This is a genomic window from Rossellomorea sp. ABR4_004 (assembly GCF_056159585.1).
In genome coordinates this window covers 1,554,632-1,569,314 of sequence record NZ_JBSWVM010000001.1, presented here as the reverse complement: position 1 = coordinate 1,569,314, position 14,683 = coordinate 1,554,632, and the positions used below count along the sequence as shown (strand labels likewise).

Genomic DNA, 14,683 nt, shown 5'->3' with positions numbered 1-14,683 from the left:
TAACGGGTTTGTGGGATTTACTATCGATATTGCCTCGTACATTATCGACTTTCAAAATTGTATTTTCAATCCGGAAAAAATGACCAATCTTATCCCGAAAGCCACAAACTCGCAGCCATACCAGCCTCACCCCGCACGTTCCCAATAAAAAAGGCAGACCATCGTCTGCCTTCTGACATTATTGAACCTGCCCACCATACCCATATGGGAATTGGGAAGAATACTGCTGGTGCTGCTGATAGGATTGTTGAATCTTTTGACTGTCGGCAGCTTCGAGCTTGTACCACCCTTTGCGGAACATTTCATTGTATAGCTCGCGTTGAGCATTTTGGGTTTCGTTAAAAATCGTGAGCAGATCTTGATATAACGCTTGATGACTTGCTTCGTTCAAAGCCGTACAGTAAGAAGCAGTCATGTATTTCTCGTGGGATAGCACATCCGTTATAAAGTCTCGATCATTCATCTGCGGCGTTTCCGGTACTTGTGTTTGCGGGTTTTGGATTTTTTGCTGATTCTGTTGATTCATTTATGGGTACTCCTTTCTACATCATGTTTTGGTTTTGATTGGTCGTATTCAAATGTGCAAGTAGTTGTTGGTAGTGACGTTGATGCATCTGTCCGCATTTATCCAACTCAGCTTTAATCTCAGTATCCTGACAGTGTGCAGCTGCAAAATGGCACTTCTTCATGGCATTAAGATTCCATGCAAGCATGTCATTTAAATATAAAGAATCCTTCGTTGTAAGCATTTGCGGTGGTTCAGTATAGGCTTGTGGCTGGCTTCCTTGTTGAGGTTGTTGTTGCATTTTCTTTTCCTCCTTTTCAATCTTTGACTACCCTTTCTTAGTATGGTCGATAGGTAATATTACCCTGTATACGACCCCTTAAGAAAGTTTTATAATCATAGGGCAAAGGTTATTTTTCCTAATGCTCAGCATGATTATTCACGTGTTTACAAATTTCGATAATATTCTACTAAGAAAGTATTGAAAGTATATTCAAAACGTTTAAAAGGTGATAAAATATTCATAAGTATATAATAGTATGAACTTTTTCTTTTTTAGCAATGAAGAAAACGTTTTCATAGTATGATATATATGTTTTTTCAGGGGGTAAGCAACATGGAGCAAGCAATGCGTAATTTCTTTTTATTCCTTTCAAAAAATAAGTCGATGACGAAACTGGCTAAGAAATATGGCCTGCGTTTTGGAGCCGGCCGATTCGTTGCAGGATCTTCCATTCTGCAGGCAGTTGAGGTTATCCGTGAACTGAATAGTCAGAATCTTGTTGTAACGATCGACTATTTAGGTGAGTTTGTGGACAATGAACAAGAAGCAAACGAAATGGCCCTGGAATGTGTAGAGGCTATTCGTGCAATCGGGAAAGAAAACCTGAAATCTCAATTATCCCTGAAGATGACATCAATGGGGTTGGATATTTCCGAAGAGATTGTCATGAAGAATATGAGGTTGATTCTTGATGAAGCAACCAAGCAAAATGTATTTGTGACCATTGATATGGAAGACTATTCCCGCTGTGGAAAGACCATTGATATCTTCAAGCGGTTAAAGTCAGAATATGATAATATCGGCACGGTAATACAAGCCTATTTATATAGAACAGAAAAGGATATGGATGATCTGAATGCGTATTCCCCCAACCTGCGTCTAGTAAAAGGGGCCTATAAAGAATCACATGAAGTTGCGTTTCCCGAGAAGAAGGATGTAGACGATAATTTCAAAAAAATTATTAAAACTCATCTGTTGAACGGCAATTATACGGCTATTGCCACTCACGATGATGAGATGATCGAATATACGAAGAGACTCGTGGAAGAGTACAACATTCCTCGTGATCAATTTGAGTTTCAAATGCTTTTCGGCATTCGTGTAGAGCGCCAGCATGAACTGGTCAAAGAAGGCTATAAAATGCGCGTATACGTTCCATACGGTACGGATTGGTACGGATACTTTATGAGAAGACTGGCTGAAAGACCGGCAAATGTCGCCTTTGTTCTAAAAGGGGTCATAAAGAAATAATAGTAGATAGTATTAAGACTCTATGGATGTTCATGGAGTCTTTTTTGTCTATTCGTTCTCATGGGAAGGAGGTTAAGGAACAATGATCATTGTCCCTTTTCGAGTAGAAGGAAAGTATTTTAAGAAAATAATCAGTCTTTATTGCCAGCTCTTTGAGGTGGATCCTGCCGGCATGGAACAACAGTTTAAACGTCATTCTACGTACCCGCAATTTGAAGGGTATCTCGCTATTGTGGGTGATGAAGTCGCAGGGTACGTATATGGATATTCCTCTGAAAAAGGACAATATTACCACGAACTTTTATCCCGGCATCTACACCGGAATCGTGAATGGATGGAGAATTGCATGGAGCTGGTAGAACTTGGCGTGCATCCCGATTACAGAGGAAAAGGTATTGCGAAACGATTGATGGGAATATTATTGCAGAATAGAAGAGAGGAAAGAGCACTTCTAACGACCCGCAAGGATAATCAATCAGCCATTGACTTTTATCATTCTCAAGACTGGAAAACCCTTCGTGATGGATTCTTTCCGAATATCCCACATGAATATATCATCATGGGGAAACATTTATGCAGAAAGGACAGGAGGCGTTGATTTGCGCTTAACTTCTGAATAGTATGAGGGAAATGGAGTTCATCCCGCTCATACGTTTTGATTCTTATGGCCACAGGCAAGGCTTTTTAATTGTTACGTTATTCACAATATTATATAATAAAGGAGTATATTCTTCATGAAATAAGAGGCGATAAAATGGAAATTACCATTGATAACTTGACTTTACTGCTTGGCCTCTTGCTTTTAGTCGGTGTCATAACCGCCAAGTTCTCCACACGGTTAGGCGTTCCCTCACTAATATTATTTATCATCGTAGGCATGGTATTAAATACATATTTCTTCTTCGATAATGCTCCAATGACACAATTTATCGGAACACTTGCTTTAATCATCATCCTGTTTGAAGGTGGACTTCAGACGAAATGGAGCAATGTGAAAAGTGTCTATAAACCATCATTATCACTGGCAACCATTGGAGTCATTGTAACCACCCTTTCAATTGGGGTGGCAGCAAAATTCATCCTCGATGTAAGCTGGCTGGAAGGGATGTTATTTGGGGCAATCGTTGGTTCAACGGACGCTGCAGCGGTTTTCTCCGTTTTAGGGAACAAAAATATCAAACCTAAAATTTCATCTACACTGGAAGCAGAATCAGGCAGTAACGACCCGATGGCCATCTTTTTGACGGTAGCTTTTTTGCAATTGATCCAATTTCCAGGATTAAATCCTGCTACCTTGATTTTAAGCTTTTTTTGGCAAATGGGTATGGGATTAGTACTTGGACTGGCGCTGGGGTGGGCATCAGTATGGATCATCAATCGGATTAACCTTGATTCATCCGGGTTGTATCCTGTTCTGTCCATTTCACTGGCCATCTTCACATACGCTTTTACGAGCATACTTGAAGCGAGCGGTCTGTTAGCTGTCTATATCATGGCAATCGTAGTCGGAAATCAGGAATTGACCTACCGACATTCGATTGTCCGCTTTAATGAAGGATTTGCCTGGATGATGCAAATCGTCATGTTTATCTTGCTGGGGTTATTGGTTTTTCCTCAGCATTTGCCAAGCATTGCGTGGCAAGGAATCGTCCTATCGATTCTATTGATTGTAGTAGCGAGACCACTGGGAGTGTATTTAAGCCTTGCCCTGGCAAAGAACTTCTCGATAAAAGAAAAATTCTTCATCTCTTGGGCTGGTTTGAAGGGCGCGGTACCAATCGTATTGGCAACGTATCCAATGGTTGCCAATATTGAAAACAATGAAGTCATCTTCAACGTCGTGTTTTTCGTTGTTCTTCTATCCGCTCTGATACAAGGAACGACCATCTCACCTTTAGCCAACTACCTTAAGCTTGCAGGAGAAGAAAGACCTCCTGTCGCTCATAGCATAGAACTCGTTTCAATTGGTAAAACAAACAATGAAATGCTCGAAGTTCTCATTAACGACGATGCCTATATTACAAACAAGGCGATTAGAGACATCAATCTTCCTGAGAAAACATTGATTTCAGCGGTTATTCGAAACAATGAACTGATCACTCCAATGGGAGACACCGTCATCAAAGCAAATGACACACTTTATGTGCTTGCAAATAAGAGCCAGAGAAAGCGTATCAATGAGCTCTTGAATTCTAAAGGGGGATTAAGGTCCACATAAACAGATCAATTGAATCCGGGCACGTGCCACCCCTCATTCAGGATGAGCCAAAATCTATCAATATGTCACAAAATAAAAAGCAATCTTCCACTTGGAAGATTGCTTTTCTATTATTGATTAGTCAGCAGAAACGGTTGCTTTACCCATTGATTTTCTTTCAAAGAGCTGTTCAAAAATCGGGAAGCTATATTGAACCACGAATCCTAATAGGAGCGTAACAATGATCGTACCGATTCCGATATCTCCCTTAAACAGGAATGCCAGTGACAGGGCAAATCCCTCACTGATGATTCGCGAATTACGAAGGTTTAATCCGAAACGCGTATGGATGGCCACCATAAGTGTATCCATCGGACTTGCCGGGAATTTAGCCTGCAAGTAAATCGCAATCCCAAGTCCCATTGTCAAAATCCCTGAAGCAAGGGTGAACACCTGATTCATCAGCATCTCAGGAGCGTAATTATTAAAGACAACCAGTAACCAAAAATCAATCAAAAGGCCAATCACAAGAATGGACCCCGCAGCCAAAACATCAGGCTTCTTCTTCATAATAAGAGCATTAAGGCCGATCAGTACAATCCCATTTATGAAAACTGCGGTTCCAACCGTAATCCCAAACATATTCGATTCCCCAACGGCCAGGGCATCCCAGGCAGAAGCACCAAGACCAGATTTAATAATCAAGGCAACCCCCATCGTCAAAATAAAAAGTCCAATCGTAAAAAACATAAGTCTGCGCTTCATTATATAGTCTCCTTCTCTGTAACCGTTATCATTACTGTACTTTAAAAAACAGACGAGCTACCTTAGGTGGTGCTGATAAAGTAGGAGGTCTGACAACTTAAAATTTATATTCTTAGTTTACTGTAAAAGTGGGAACAAGGCAAAGTTAATTTTTGCATGGGGAGGGGGAAAATTTGGGGATTAGTGTGTGTGGTTAGGAAGGCAAGGGAATAGTGTTTGCGTTTAGCGGAATTTGTCGAACGGTCGATAAAGTTCCCAAAGCTTTTTAAATCACAATTGAATCGTCAATCACACACTATCACATCACCATACCACACAAAAACAGCACCCGATCAAAAAGATCAGGTGCTGTTTTTACTGAACAATACTATGGTTGCTTTTTAAATTGATTGTTTTGACTGTTTCTTTTCCCTCCGCCGGACATCTCAACGGTAGGACCAGCGTCTCCCTTCATGCTTGCTGCACTCACTCCAGCCTTGGAAGGATTTTTCTTATGCTTAGCCATGTCGAACACCTCCATTACTAAGATTCCCATATCCGTTTAGAATTATGAAAAAGAAGAGGGACGGACCTCAAAATGAGGTCCGTCCCTCTTCGTCGACCACAACTTTCCAATTGTGGTTACAGGCAGCTTTTATGGTTTGATACTTGTGGAAGTAGTCAGCAATCAACTCGGTCATGTCGATTTGTATTTCTTTGATGATCTTCTTGTTTTTGAACATGGTGTATTCGCCACCGCCTCCTGCACGATAATTGTTCATGACGACTTGATAGTGCTGTTCTTCTGCTAATGGTTCCCCATTGCATAAGAGGGAAGTGACTCGTTCTCCTATTGGATGGCTGATATTCAACACGTAGTCAATTCCTTCCCACATATCATAATTATAATGCTGAGGCTTAGGGGTGGTGAAATCCGGGTTCACACTAAGCCCACCTTCTTGGTTTACAGCAAAATAAGATGCTGAGCGCTCAAGGGCAAGTCGTATGTCTCTACCTGTCAGCTCAAGAACGGTTAAGGTATTGGGATAGATGTAGTTAGACACGATGTCCCTCAATGTGACATTACTCGGCAGGCCCTGTTGCGATTCACTGAATAGTGCCGTTGCTGAAATGGAAACGTCTGCTGCCTCCAATTGGACGCGCTGGATGAACTCAATGAATGGATGTTCCTTGATACGAGCCTCGAATATATCTTCTATCTGCATATTTCCTTCAATCTTACCTATGGGCTGGTCCAGCCAGGATTGTGTTTTGCTTTCAATGTCACGGGCGATGGAAAGGACCTTTTTATCGGCCTCAATTCCATCCATTGCAATGACCTGGGGCTCTTTGTTTATAATAGTCCATCCTTGCTTGTTATGTTTTAACTCAATCGTCACTTTTCCGATGCTCTCACCATGCATTCCCGGCTGAACGATTGAAACCCCATTGATGGTGCCCTCAAGCTTTCTGTGTTGATGACCAGTCAGCAGCACATCAATTCCTTTTACTTCATGACAAATTTTATAGCCCTGGTTTTCACCAGTTTGTCGTTCAGTTGGGGAACCGGTTTGAATATCCTTTTCAAATCCCCCATGATACGAAACAATCATTACGTCAGGTTTTTCTACTGTGTGGATGTAGGAAACCCAATTCCGTGTGGAGGTAAAGGCATCTTCAAATGACAAATCGACAATGTGAGAGGGATTTTCCCAGTTTGGAATATAATGTGTCGTTACACCAAGTACAGCTGCTTTCACCCCATTTGGGAACACTTTGATAAAGTAAGGGAGTCCGAACAATGGTTTCATGGTCCCCTTATCGAGAATGTTAGCGGCCAAAAAAGGATATTCTGCTTCTTGATGAGCTTTACGTAAGGGTCCCACCCCATAATTGAATTCATGATTGCCAATCACGACTGCATCATAATTCAATTCATGTAAAATCGAAACAAAAGGGTTTGGCAAATGACGAGCTTGTTTCATATAATAATAAGTAAGGGGGGTGCCTTGATAGAGATCCCCGTTATCTATGACCAACAGATTGCCGGTCTGTTTTCGTACTTCTCTTATATAGGTAGCGATGTTACCTAATCCAACGGTCGCCTTTTTCTTCGTTCCATATAAGTAAGGGAATATGTGGCCATGTATATCACTGGTTTCTAGAATGGTGATAGATGTCGTCTGCTTTTTCATTCGATCCTCCATATCCTTGACATTTTCTGTATCTAATTGTGTTATCAAGTTTACATTATTCAGAAAGAACTTGACACCGTAAAAACATCAAAGTTTTTGTAAAATTTATCATTTTTAGTCTTTTAAATATTGCGATATTTTAGAAAATCAGCTATATTAGATGTAACAGGAACTCATTCGAGTCTTTTTTTTGAGTAAAAAATGAATGAGTATTCATTCAAAGTGTGTATAAGGGGGAAATACCAATGGTTCGTAGAATTCAGAAAGCCGCAGTGTTAGGATCAGGAGTCATGGGTTCAGGAATTGCCGCTCATCTTGCAAATATCGGCATCCCGACAATGTTATTAGATATCGTACCAAGAGAATTAACCGACGAACATAAAGCAAAGGGTCTGACAGAAGAGAGCAAGGCGTTTCGTAATCAATTTAGTGAAAACGCTTTAAAAAAGCTTTTTAAACAAAAACCGGCGCCATTGACATCAAAGCAAAATGCTTCACTCATTACAGCAGGCAACTTCGAGGATGATCTTCAGAATATCGGGGATTGTGACTGGGTCATTGAGGTAGTCGTTGAGAATTTAGATATCAAGAAGAAAGTGTTTGAGCAAGTGGAACGATACCGGAAACCGGGTAGCATCATCAGTTCAAATACATCCGGGATTTCAATTGAGGCAATGTCAGAAGGACGAAGCGATGATTTCCAGAAGAATTTCTTAGGCACGCACTTCTTTAATCCGCCTCGCTACTTAAAGCTTCTTGAAGTGATTCCGACGAAGAAAACGGATCCGGAAGTAGTCAGTTTCATGAAGACATTTGGTGAAGACATCCTTGGTAAGGGTGTCGTGATGGCGAAAGATACGCCGAACTTCATAGCAAATCGCATCGGAACGTATGGATTGCTCATCACTGTTCAAGAAATGTTGAAAGGCGGCTACTCTGTAGGAGAAGTTGATTCTATCACGGGACCGACGATCGGAAGGCCGAAAAGTGCCACTTTCCGTACACTTGATGTAGTCGGGCTCGATACATTCGCACATGTAGCGAAAAATGTGTACGACCAAGTGGAAGGTGAAGAGCAGAAAGTGTTTGAAGTACCGGCCTTCATGCAGAAGATGCTTGAAAACGGATGGCTCGGAAGCAAGAGCGGACAGGGCTTCTTCCTGAAACAAGGAAAAGAGATCCTGGAGCTTAATCCTGAAACGTTGGATTATCAGCCACGTCAGAAGCTGAAAACGGCCTCTCTTGAAATGGCGAAAAATGAAAAAGGATTAAAGAATAAAATAAAATCACTTGTGTATGCGAAAGATCAAGCAGGCACGCTTCTATGGAATATCGTGTCCCCGGTGTTAAACTATTCAGCCCAGCTGCATGGTGAAATCGCTGATGATATCGTAGGCATCGACCAGGCCATGAAGTGGGGCTTCGGATGGGAATTGGGCCCATTTGAAACATGGGATGCCATCGGTGTTGAAAAATCTGTAACTCGCATGAAGGAAGAAGGCCTCATGGTACCTGAGTGGGTGGAAACGATGCTCGCTGAAGGTCATACCTCTTTCTATAAAGAAGAAAATGGTGAGCGTTACTTCTACCACAATGGAGATTACCAACTTGTAGAGCGAAACCCGAAGGCGATCGACTTAAAGGCGCTTAAGACGCAAGGGAAGCTGATCAAAAAGAATTCGGGAGCAAGCTTAATTGATATCGGTGACGGAATCGCTCTACTTGAATTCCATTCTCCAAATAACGCCATTGGAATGGATATTACGCAAATGATTAATTTTGCAGTGGATGAAGTAGAGAAGAACTATAAAGGACTCATTATTGGAAACCAGGGCAAGAACTTCTGTGTAGGAGCTAATCTTGCCATGATTCTAATGGAAGCACAGGATGACAACGTATTTGAAATCGATATGGTCGTCAGACACTTCCAGCAGGCGATGATGAAGATCAAATATTCAACGAAACCAGTTGTAGCAGCACCATTCGGCATGACATTAGGCGGAGGGAGCGAAGTTTGCTTACCGGCTGCCCACATCCAGGCTTCAATGGAAACGTACATGGGCTTAGTGGAAGTCGGTGTTGGATTGATTCCTGGAGGCGGCGGAAACAAAGAGCTTTATATGAAGCACTTAGCGAACCTTCCAAATGGAGTGGAATTCGACCTGCAAAAAGTAGCCAATAAAGTATTCGAATCGATTGCTATGGCCAAGGTATCCACATCCGGTGATGAAGCAAGGGAAAACAACTTCTTAAATAAAGCAGATGGAGTAAGTGTAAACAATGATCATCTGTTATACGATGCCAAACAGGCTGCACTAAACCTATATGAAGGTGGATATTCAGCACCGATCCGTAAGAAAGTACCTGTTGTGGGTGAAACGGGATATGCAACTCTTCTTCTTGGAGCTCAATCCATGCTCCAATCAGGATTTATTTCAGAACACGATCTGATGATCGCGAAAAAGCTTGCTTACGTAATCGCAGGTGGAAAAGTACCATATGGAACAGAAGTAGACGAACAGTACCTGTTGGATCTTGAAAGGGAAGCCTTCCTGAGTCTTGTTGCTCAGCCGAAATCACAACAAAGGATGCAGCACATGCTTGTAAAAGGAAAACCATTACGCAATTAATCAGCGTTTATACCATATTAGAAAGCGGGGGAATTTCATGCGCGAAGCAGTCATTGTTGCTGGTGCAAGAACACCAGTCGGAAAATCAAGAAAAGGATCATTAGCACAGGTGCGTCCAGATGATCTTGGGGCACTTGTAGTTAAAGAAACCCTCAAACGTGCAGGAAACTATGAAGGCAATATCGATGATCTGATCATCGGATGTGCGATGCCTGAAGCAGAACAAGGGTTAAACATGGCAAGAAATATCGGTGGCCTTGCGGGCTTGCCTGATTCAGTACCGGCAATCACGATTAACCGTTATTGTTCATCTGGACTGCAATCCATTGCTTATGCTGCAGAAAAAATCATGCTTGGGCACTCAGATACAGCGATTGCAGGTGGAGCTGAATCCATGAGTCTTGTTCCCATGATGGGTCACGTAGTCCGTCCCAATGCCAAGCTCGCAGAAAATGCGCCTCAATACTATATGAGTATGGGGCATACAGCCGAGCAGGTGGCAAGGAAGTTCGGTGTATCCCGAGAAGATCAGGATGCATTTGCGGTAAGAAGTCACCAAAAAGCGGCAAAAGCGATTGCCGCAGGGAAATTCGACGATGAAATCGTACCGGTTGATGTGCTTCATCGTTCAGTAAGCAATGAAAATAAACTGGTGGAGAAATCATTCCAGTTTTCAAAAGATGAAGGTGTACGGGCTGAAACAAGCTCGGAAGTTCTGGCTAAGTTACGCCCGGCTTTCAATGTGAAGGGCTCTGTAACGGCAGGGAACTCTTCCCAGACGAGTGACGGAGCAGCAGCTGTCATGGTAATGGATAGAGAAAAGGCTGGTTCATTAGGACTCCAACCAATGGCGAAGTTCAGAAGCTTTGCAGTAGCCGGAGTGCCACCGGAAATCATGGGTATCGGTCCAGTCGAAGCGATTCCACGTGCATTGAAGATGGCAGGGTTGGAGCTGTCGGATATCGGACTATTTGAGCTGAACGAAGCATTCGCTTCTCAATCCATCCAAGTCATTCGTCAGCTGGGTCTGGACGAAGAAAAAGTGAACGTAAACGGTGGAGCCATCGCTCTTGGTCATCCACTTGGTTGTACAGGTGCCAAGCTGACCCTTTCCCTTGTACATGAAATGAAACGCAGAAACCAGCAATTCGGTATCGTCACCATGTGCATCGGCGGCGGAATGGGAGCAGCCGGCGTCTTTGAATTAATAGGTTAATAGGAGGGACGGACCTCGAATACCGAGGCCCCCTGCTCCTTCAAAATAATAATTTTTAGGGGGATTCGAAATGGCGAATCAAACAGAAAAGCTGATCAAAGGTGGAAGTTTTTTAATTGAAGATGTAAGCTGTGAGCAAGTTTTCACACCGGAGGAATACTCCGATGAACAAAAAATGATTGCCAAAACAACCGAGGATTATGTATTAAATGAAGTGGTACCTGTCATCGATAATCTGGAAAACCATGAATTTGACCACTCTGTTCGCCTGTTAAAAGAAGCGGGGGATCTTGGACTTCTGGGTGCAGATGTTCCTGAAGAGTACGGCGGATTGGGATTGGATAAAGTAAGCTCTGCACTGATTGCTGAAAAAATGTCACGTGCAGGCGGATTCTCCATCTCTCACGGTGCACACGTTGGGATCGGGTCACTGCCAATCGTTCTGTTCGGTAATGAAGAGCAAAAGCAAAAATACCTTCCTCCATTGGCGACTGGTGAAAAACTGGCAGCATACGCATTAACGGAGCCGGGTTCAGGTTCAGATGCCCTGGGTGCTAAAACGACAGCTAAATTGAATGCAGAAGGTACTCACTATATTTTAAATGGTGAAAAACAGTGGATCACAAACTCTGCATTTGCTGATGTATTCGTTGTGTATGCAAAAATCGATGGGGAGCATTTCTCGGCGTTCATCGTAGAAAAAGAGTTCCCTGGCGTTTCAACTGGTCCGGAAGAGAAGAAAATGGGTATCAAAAGCTCATCCACCCGTACATTAATCCTGGAAGATGCTGAAATTCCAGTAGAAAATCTTCTTGGTGATGCAGGGAAAGGTCACATCATTGCTTTTAATATCTTAAACATCGGCCGCTATAAATTAGGGGTGGGTGCTGTTGGAGCAAGCAAACGTGCGTTTGAAGTAACTGTACAATACACAAACCAACGTCAGCAATTCAAAACGCCAATCTCTGGATTTAACTTAACAAAAGAAAAATTATCGACAATGGCGGCAAAATTATACGCAGCAGAAAGCTCCGTTTACCGTACAGTAGGATTGTTCGAGGAGCGTATGAGCAAACTTACGGATGAAGAAGTGAAGAATGGAACTGAAGTGGCAAAATCGATTGCAGAATACGCCATTGAGTGTTCACTGAATAAATTCTTCGCAACAGAAGTACTGGATTATGTAGTCGATGAAGGTGTTCAACTTCACGGAGGATACGGGTTCATGCAGGAATACGAGATTGAAAGAATGTACCGTGACTCCCGTATCAACCGTATTTTTGAAGGAACGAATGAAATCAACCGTCTTCTGGTTCCTGGTACGTACCTTCGTAAAGCAATGAAAGGTGAACTTCCATTACTTCAAAAAGCACAGGCCCTTCAAGAGGAATTAATGATGCTTATGCCTGAAGAAGTAGGAGATGAACCGCTTGCTCAAGAAAAATACCTTGTGAAAAATGCGAAGAAAATCGGCTTGATGCTATCGGGCTTAGCGGCTCAAAAATTCGGTAAAGCTCTTGAAAAAGAGCAGGAAATCCTTGTGAACATTGCTGATATCGTTTCAAACGCATACGCGATGGAGTCCGTTGTTCTCAGAACAGAAAAAGCGATTCAGAAAGGTGGAGTAGAGAAAGCTCAGCAAAAACTTCTTTACACACAAATCTTCTGTCAAGAGGCATTCAACGAGATTGAACAGCATGCAAAAGAAACGCTGGTAGCAACTGAAACAGGTGACACACTGCGCATGATGCTCTCAGCACTGCGTAAATTTACCCGCCATACGCCAATCAACGTGATTGCAGTCAAACGTGCAGCATCAGAAAAGCTGATCGACGCAGAAAAATATACAGTATAATTAAGTAGTTAAAGGGACGGACCTCTGAATGGAGGTCCGTCCCTTTATGTGTAAAGTAAATCTCCCAACTTGACATACCTATCACAGTGAATTATTATATGTTTAAACACTTAAACGTTTAAGTGTTTAAACATTAAAGATAAGGTGGTAATCATAGATGAATAAAACCGTTTTAATTACAGGTGCTTCAAGTGGTATAGGTTTGCACTTTAGTCATAAATTTGCAGGTTCAGGTCATGATGTGATTCTTGTAGCAAGAAGTGAGGAGAAACTTCGTACTCTATCAAAAGAAATAGAAAGTAAGTACGGTGTGAAATCCTATGTCATACCATCAGACCTTTCCAAACCAGGAGCATCTGAAACGTTATATGAAGAAGTCAAAGCAAAAGGGATCCACGTTGATTTCCTAATCAATAATGCAGGCTTCGGTTTGTTTGGTGAATTCGATCAAACAGTGCTCTCAAAAGAGCTGGACATGATTCAAGTGAATATTACTGCCCTTACCGAGCTAAGTAAGTATTTTGGAAAAGAAATGGTAAACGAAAAACGTGGACAAATCCTAAATGTAGCATCAACAGCCGCATTCCAGCCGGGTCCGTTAATGGCCGTTTACTATGCTACAAAAGCGTATGTCCTTTCATTCTCAGAAGCTCTGGCGAATGAATGGGGACCACACGGAGTGAAAGTGACCGCTTTGTGTCCCGGAGCTACCCAAACGGGATTCAGCGATGCAGCTGACCTGCAGTCTTCAAAACTATTTCAGTCTGATGTGATGAGTGTCGAAGAAGTGGTAGAAGAGGGGTATTACCAAATGATGACGAAGAACAAAACCGTTATCATCCCGGGTTTTAAAAACAGAATGCTGACTCAATCCGTTCGATTTATGCCGAGGAAATTGGTCGCAAATATTGTTCGTAAAGTACAAGAACGGGTATAATTGTATGTGAATGAGTTTGAAGGGAGAAGACTATGGGTCAAAAAGCAATCGATACATTTCGTGCTTGCATTCCATTATTCCAAGCACTGAGTGATCCTTATCGTCAGGACATAATATTACTTCTTGCCGAACAAGAACCTCTTACGGTCAATCAAATAACTGAAAATCTAACATTATCGCGCCCTGCTGTTTCTCACCATCTAAAGATCCTGAGAGATCAGCAATTAGTGTCACTAGAGCAAAAGGGCACGCAGCGCTTCTATTCTCTTGAATTGGAAAATGCAACCGTCCTTCTGAAGGAACTGGTTGAGACGGTTGAAAAACAATGTGAGTAATGTTTCACAAAAGAAGGATAATAATGAATATTGTCGAATGTAGAGATAGATTCGTGCAATACAGAATGCTGGATGGAGCCTTGCTTCATCCAGATCATAGTGAAAGGTGGTGGAATGATGTCATTGACTTTTTATTCTTATCCCAAGTGTGGTACATGCCGCAAAGCAAAGAAGTGGCTGGAAGATCAAGATTTAGCAATGAATGAAATACATATTGTGGAAAACCCGCCGTCAAAAGAAGAGCTCAAAAGCCTATATGAAAAGAGTGAGTTATCTCTTAAAAAGTTCTTCAATACAAGTGGTAAAAAGTATCGTGAACTAGGCTTGAAGGATAAAGTGAACTCTGCTTCTGATGAGGAATTATTAGAAATTCTTTCCTCAGACGGGATGCTGATCAAGCGTCCAATTACAACAGATGGAAACAAGGTGACAGTAGGTTTCAAGGAAGAAACCTTTGAAGAAACCTGGAAGTAAAAAGAGGTCTGCGATTACCAAATCATGGACAATGAAAAAGTTTCATTATTCGCGCTTAGTT

14 protein-coding genes are annotated in these 14,683 nt (G+C 42.1%); 9 read left to right on the top strand and 5 right to left on the bottom strand.

The genetic code is table 11. The features are described 5' to 3' along the window. Positions 1–178 precede the first annotated feature (178 nt). Positions 179–526 (bottom strand): spore coat protein, encoded by a 348-nt coding sequence (locus ACXAF2_RS08295; RefSeq protein ID WP_148970081.1) that lies wholly within the window; start codon positions 524–526, stop codon positions 179–181. A 16-nt stretch (positions 527–542) separates the two neighbouring features. Continuing rightward, positions 543–806, bottom strand: coding sequence for a hypothetical protein (locus ACXAF2_RS08290; protein ID WP_113969038.1), 264 nt, complete (start codon positions 804–806; stop codon positions 543–545). A 315-nt stretch (positions 807–1,121) separates the two neighbouring features. On the opposite strand from ACXAF2_RS08290, the gene ACXAF2_RS08285 reads away from it, so the two are divergent. The 3 genes from ACXAF2_RS08285 to ACXAF2_RS08275 all read left to right on the top strand — a co-directional run bounded on the left by ACXAF2_RS08285 (position 1,122) and on the right by ACXAF2_RS08275 (position 4,257). After that, entirely contained in the window at positions 1,122–2,039 is a 918-nt protein-coding gene (locus tag ACXAF2_RS08285; RefSeq protein ID WP_475138124.1) for a proline dehydrogenase family protein, read from the top strand. 82 nt (positions 2,040–2,121) lie between these two features. Further along, positions 2,122–2,637 carry an N-acetyltransferase family protein gene (locus ACXAF2_RS08280; RefSeq protein ID WP_475138123.1) on the top strand — a complete coding sequence of 172 codons (516 nt, stop codon included), beginning with the start codon at positions 2,122–2,124 and terminating at the stop codon, positions 2,635–2,637. A gap of 156 nt (positions 2,638–2,793) precedes the next feature. Further along, positions 2,794–4,257 carry a potassium/proton antiporter gene (locus ACXAF2_RS08275; RefSeq protein ID WP_475138122.1) on the top strand — a complete coding sequence of 488 codons (1,464 nt, stop codon included), beginning with the start codon at positions 2,794–2,796 and terminating at the stop codon, positions 4,255–4,257. Positions 4,258–4,374: 117 nt separating this feature from the next. Here ACXAF2_RS08275 and ACXAF2_RS08270 read toward each other — a convergent pair whose 3' ends face one another. The 3 genes from ACXAF2_RS08270 to ACXAF2_RS08260 all read right to left on the bottom strand — a co-directional run bounded on the left by ACXAF2_RS08270 (position 4,375) and on the right by ACXAF2_RS08260 (position 7,175). Beyond that, complete coding sequence (locus ACXAF2_RS08270; RefSeq protein ID WP_475138121.1) at positions 4,375–5,001, bottom strand: YczE/YyaS/YitT family protein; 627 nt, start codon at positions 4,999–5,001, stop codon at positions 4,375–4,377. 367 nt (positions 5,002–5,368) lie between these two features. Beyond that, positions 5,369–5,506 carry a YuzL family protein gene (locus ACXAF2_RS08265; RefSeq protein ID WP_475138120.1) on the bottom strand — a complete coding sequence of 46 codons (138 nt, stop codon included), beginning with the start codon at positions 5,504–5,506 and terminating at the stop codon, positions 5,369–5,371. A 67-nt stretch (positions 5,507–5,573) separates the two neighbouring features. Next, a complete protein-coding gene (locus ACXAF2_RS08260; RefSeq protein WP_475138119.1) occupies positions 5,574–7,175 on the bottom strand; it encodes a bifunctional metallophosphatase/5'-nucleotidase in 1,602 nt (533 codons plus the stop codon). Positions 7,176–7,420: 245 nt separating this feature from the next. Between ACXAF2_RS08260 and ACXAF2_RS08255 the strand changes: the two genes are divergently transcribed. The 6 genes from ACXAF2_RS08255 to ACXAF2_RS08230 all read left to right on the top strand — a co-directional run bounded on the left by ACXAF2_RS08255 (position 7,421) and on the right by ACXAF2_RS08230 (position 14,622). Continuing rightward, complete coding sequence (locus tag ACXAF2_RS08255; RefSeq protein ID WP_475138118.1) at positions 7,421–9,805, top strand: 3-hydroxyacyl-CoA dehydrogenase/enoyl-CoA hydratase family protein; 2,385 nt, start codon at positions 7,421–7,423, stop codon at positions 9,803–9,805. 37 nt (positions 9,806–9,842) lie between these two features. Next, the gene (locus tag ACXAF2_RS08250) at positions 9,843–11,021 is read left to right on the top strand and encodes an acetyl-CoA C-acetyltransferase (RefSeq protein ID WP_475138117.1); all 1,179 of its coding nucleotides are present in this window, start codon (positions 9,843–9,845) and stop codon (positions 11,019–11,021) included. Between the two features lie 70 nt (positions 11,022–11,091). Continuing rightward, positions 11,092–12,876 (top strand): acyl-CoA dehydrogenase family protein, encoded by a 1,785-nt coding sequence (locus ACXAF2_RS08245; protein WP_475138116.1) that lies wholly within the window; start codon positions 11,092–11,094, stop codon positions 12,874–12,876. A 157-nt stretch (positions 12,877–13,033) separates the two neighbouring features. Next, positions 13,034–13,813, top strand: a complete 780-nt coding sequence (locus ACXAF2_RS08240) for an SDR family NAD(P)-dependent oxidoreductase (protein ID WP_475138115.1) — start codon at positions 13,034–13,036, stop codon at positions 13,811–13,813. Between the two features lie 32 nt (positions 13,814–13,845). After that, entirely contained in the window at positions 13,846–14,148 is a 303-nt protein-coding gene (locus ACXAF2_RS08235) for an ArsR/SmtB family transcription factor (protein WP_475138114.1), read from the top strand. A 117-nt stretch (positions 14,149–14,265) separates the two neighbouring features. After that, a complete protein-coding gene (locus tag ACXAF2_RS08230) occupies positions 14,266–14,622 on the top strand; it encodes an arsenate reductase family protein (RefSeq protein WP_475138113.1) in 357 nt (118 codons plus the stop codon). Positions 14,623–14,683 lie beyond the last annotated feature (61 nt).

Excerpts from the sequence above, each read along its gene's own strand:
- ACXAF2_RS08295 (WP_148970081.1), bottom strand. The coding sequence starts at position 526 with ATGAATCAACAGAATCAGCAAAAAATCCAAAACCCGCAAACACAAGTA.
- ACXAF2_RS08290 (WP_113969038.1), bottom strand. The coding sequence starts at position 806 with ATGCAACAACAACCTCAACAAGGAAGCCAGCCACAAGCCTATACTGAA.
- ACXAF2_RS08285 (WP_475138124.1), top strand. The coding sequence starts at position 1,122 with ATGGAGCAAGCAATGCGTAATTTCTTTTTATTCCTTTCAAAAAATAAG.
- ACXAF2_RS08280 (WP_475138123.1), top strand. The coding sequence starts at position 2,122 with ATGATCATTGTCCCTTTTCGAGTAGAAGGAAAGTATTTTAAGAAAATA.
- ACXAF2_RS08275 (WP_475138122.1), top strand. The coding sequence starts at position 2,794 with ATGGAAATTACCATTGATAACTTGACTTTACTGCTTGGCCTCTTGCTT.
- ACXAF2_RS08270 (WP_475138121.1), bottom strand. The coding sequence starts at position 5,001 with ATGAAGCGCAGACTTATGTTTTTTACGATTGGACTTTTTATTTTGACG.
- ACXAF2_RS08265 (WP_475138120.1), bottom strand. The coding sequence starts at position 5,506 with ATGGCTAAGCATAAGAAAAATCCTTCCAAGGCTGGAGTGAGTGCAGCA.
- ACXAF2_RS08260 (WP_475138119.1), bottom strand. The coding sequence starts at position 7,175 with ATGAAAAAGCAGACGACATCTATCACCATTCTAGAAACCAGTGATATA.
- ACXAF2_RS08255 (WP_475138118.1), top strand. The coding sequence starts at position 7,421 with ATGGTTCGTAGAATTCAGAAAGCCGCAGTGTTAGGATCAGGAGTCATG.
- ACXAF2_RS08250 (WP_475138117.1), top strand. The coding sequence starts at position 9,843 with ATGCGCGAAGCAGTCATTGTTGCTGGTGCAAGAACACCAGTCGGAAAA.
- ACXAF2_RS08245 (WP_475138116.1), top strand. The coding sequence starts at position 11,092 with ATGGCGAATCAAACAGAAAAGCTGATCAAAGGTGGAAGTTTTTTAATT.
- ACXAF2_RS08240 (WP_475138115.1), top strand. The coding sequence starts at position 13,034 with ATGAATAAAACCGTTTTAATTACAGGTGCTTCAAGTGGTATAGGTTTG.
- ACXAF2_RS08235 (WP_475138114.1), top strand. The coding sequence starts at position 13,846 with ATGGGTCAAAAAGCAATCGATACATTTCGTGCTTGCATTCCATTATTC.
- ACXAF2_RS08230 (WP_475138113.1), top strand. The coding sequence starts at position 14,266 with ATGTCATTGACTTTTTATTCTTATCCCAAGTGTGGTACATGCCGCAAA.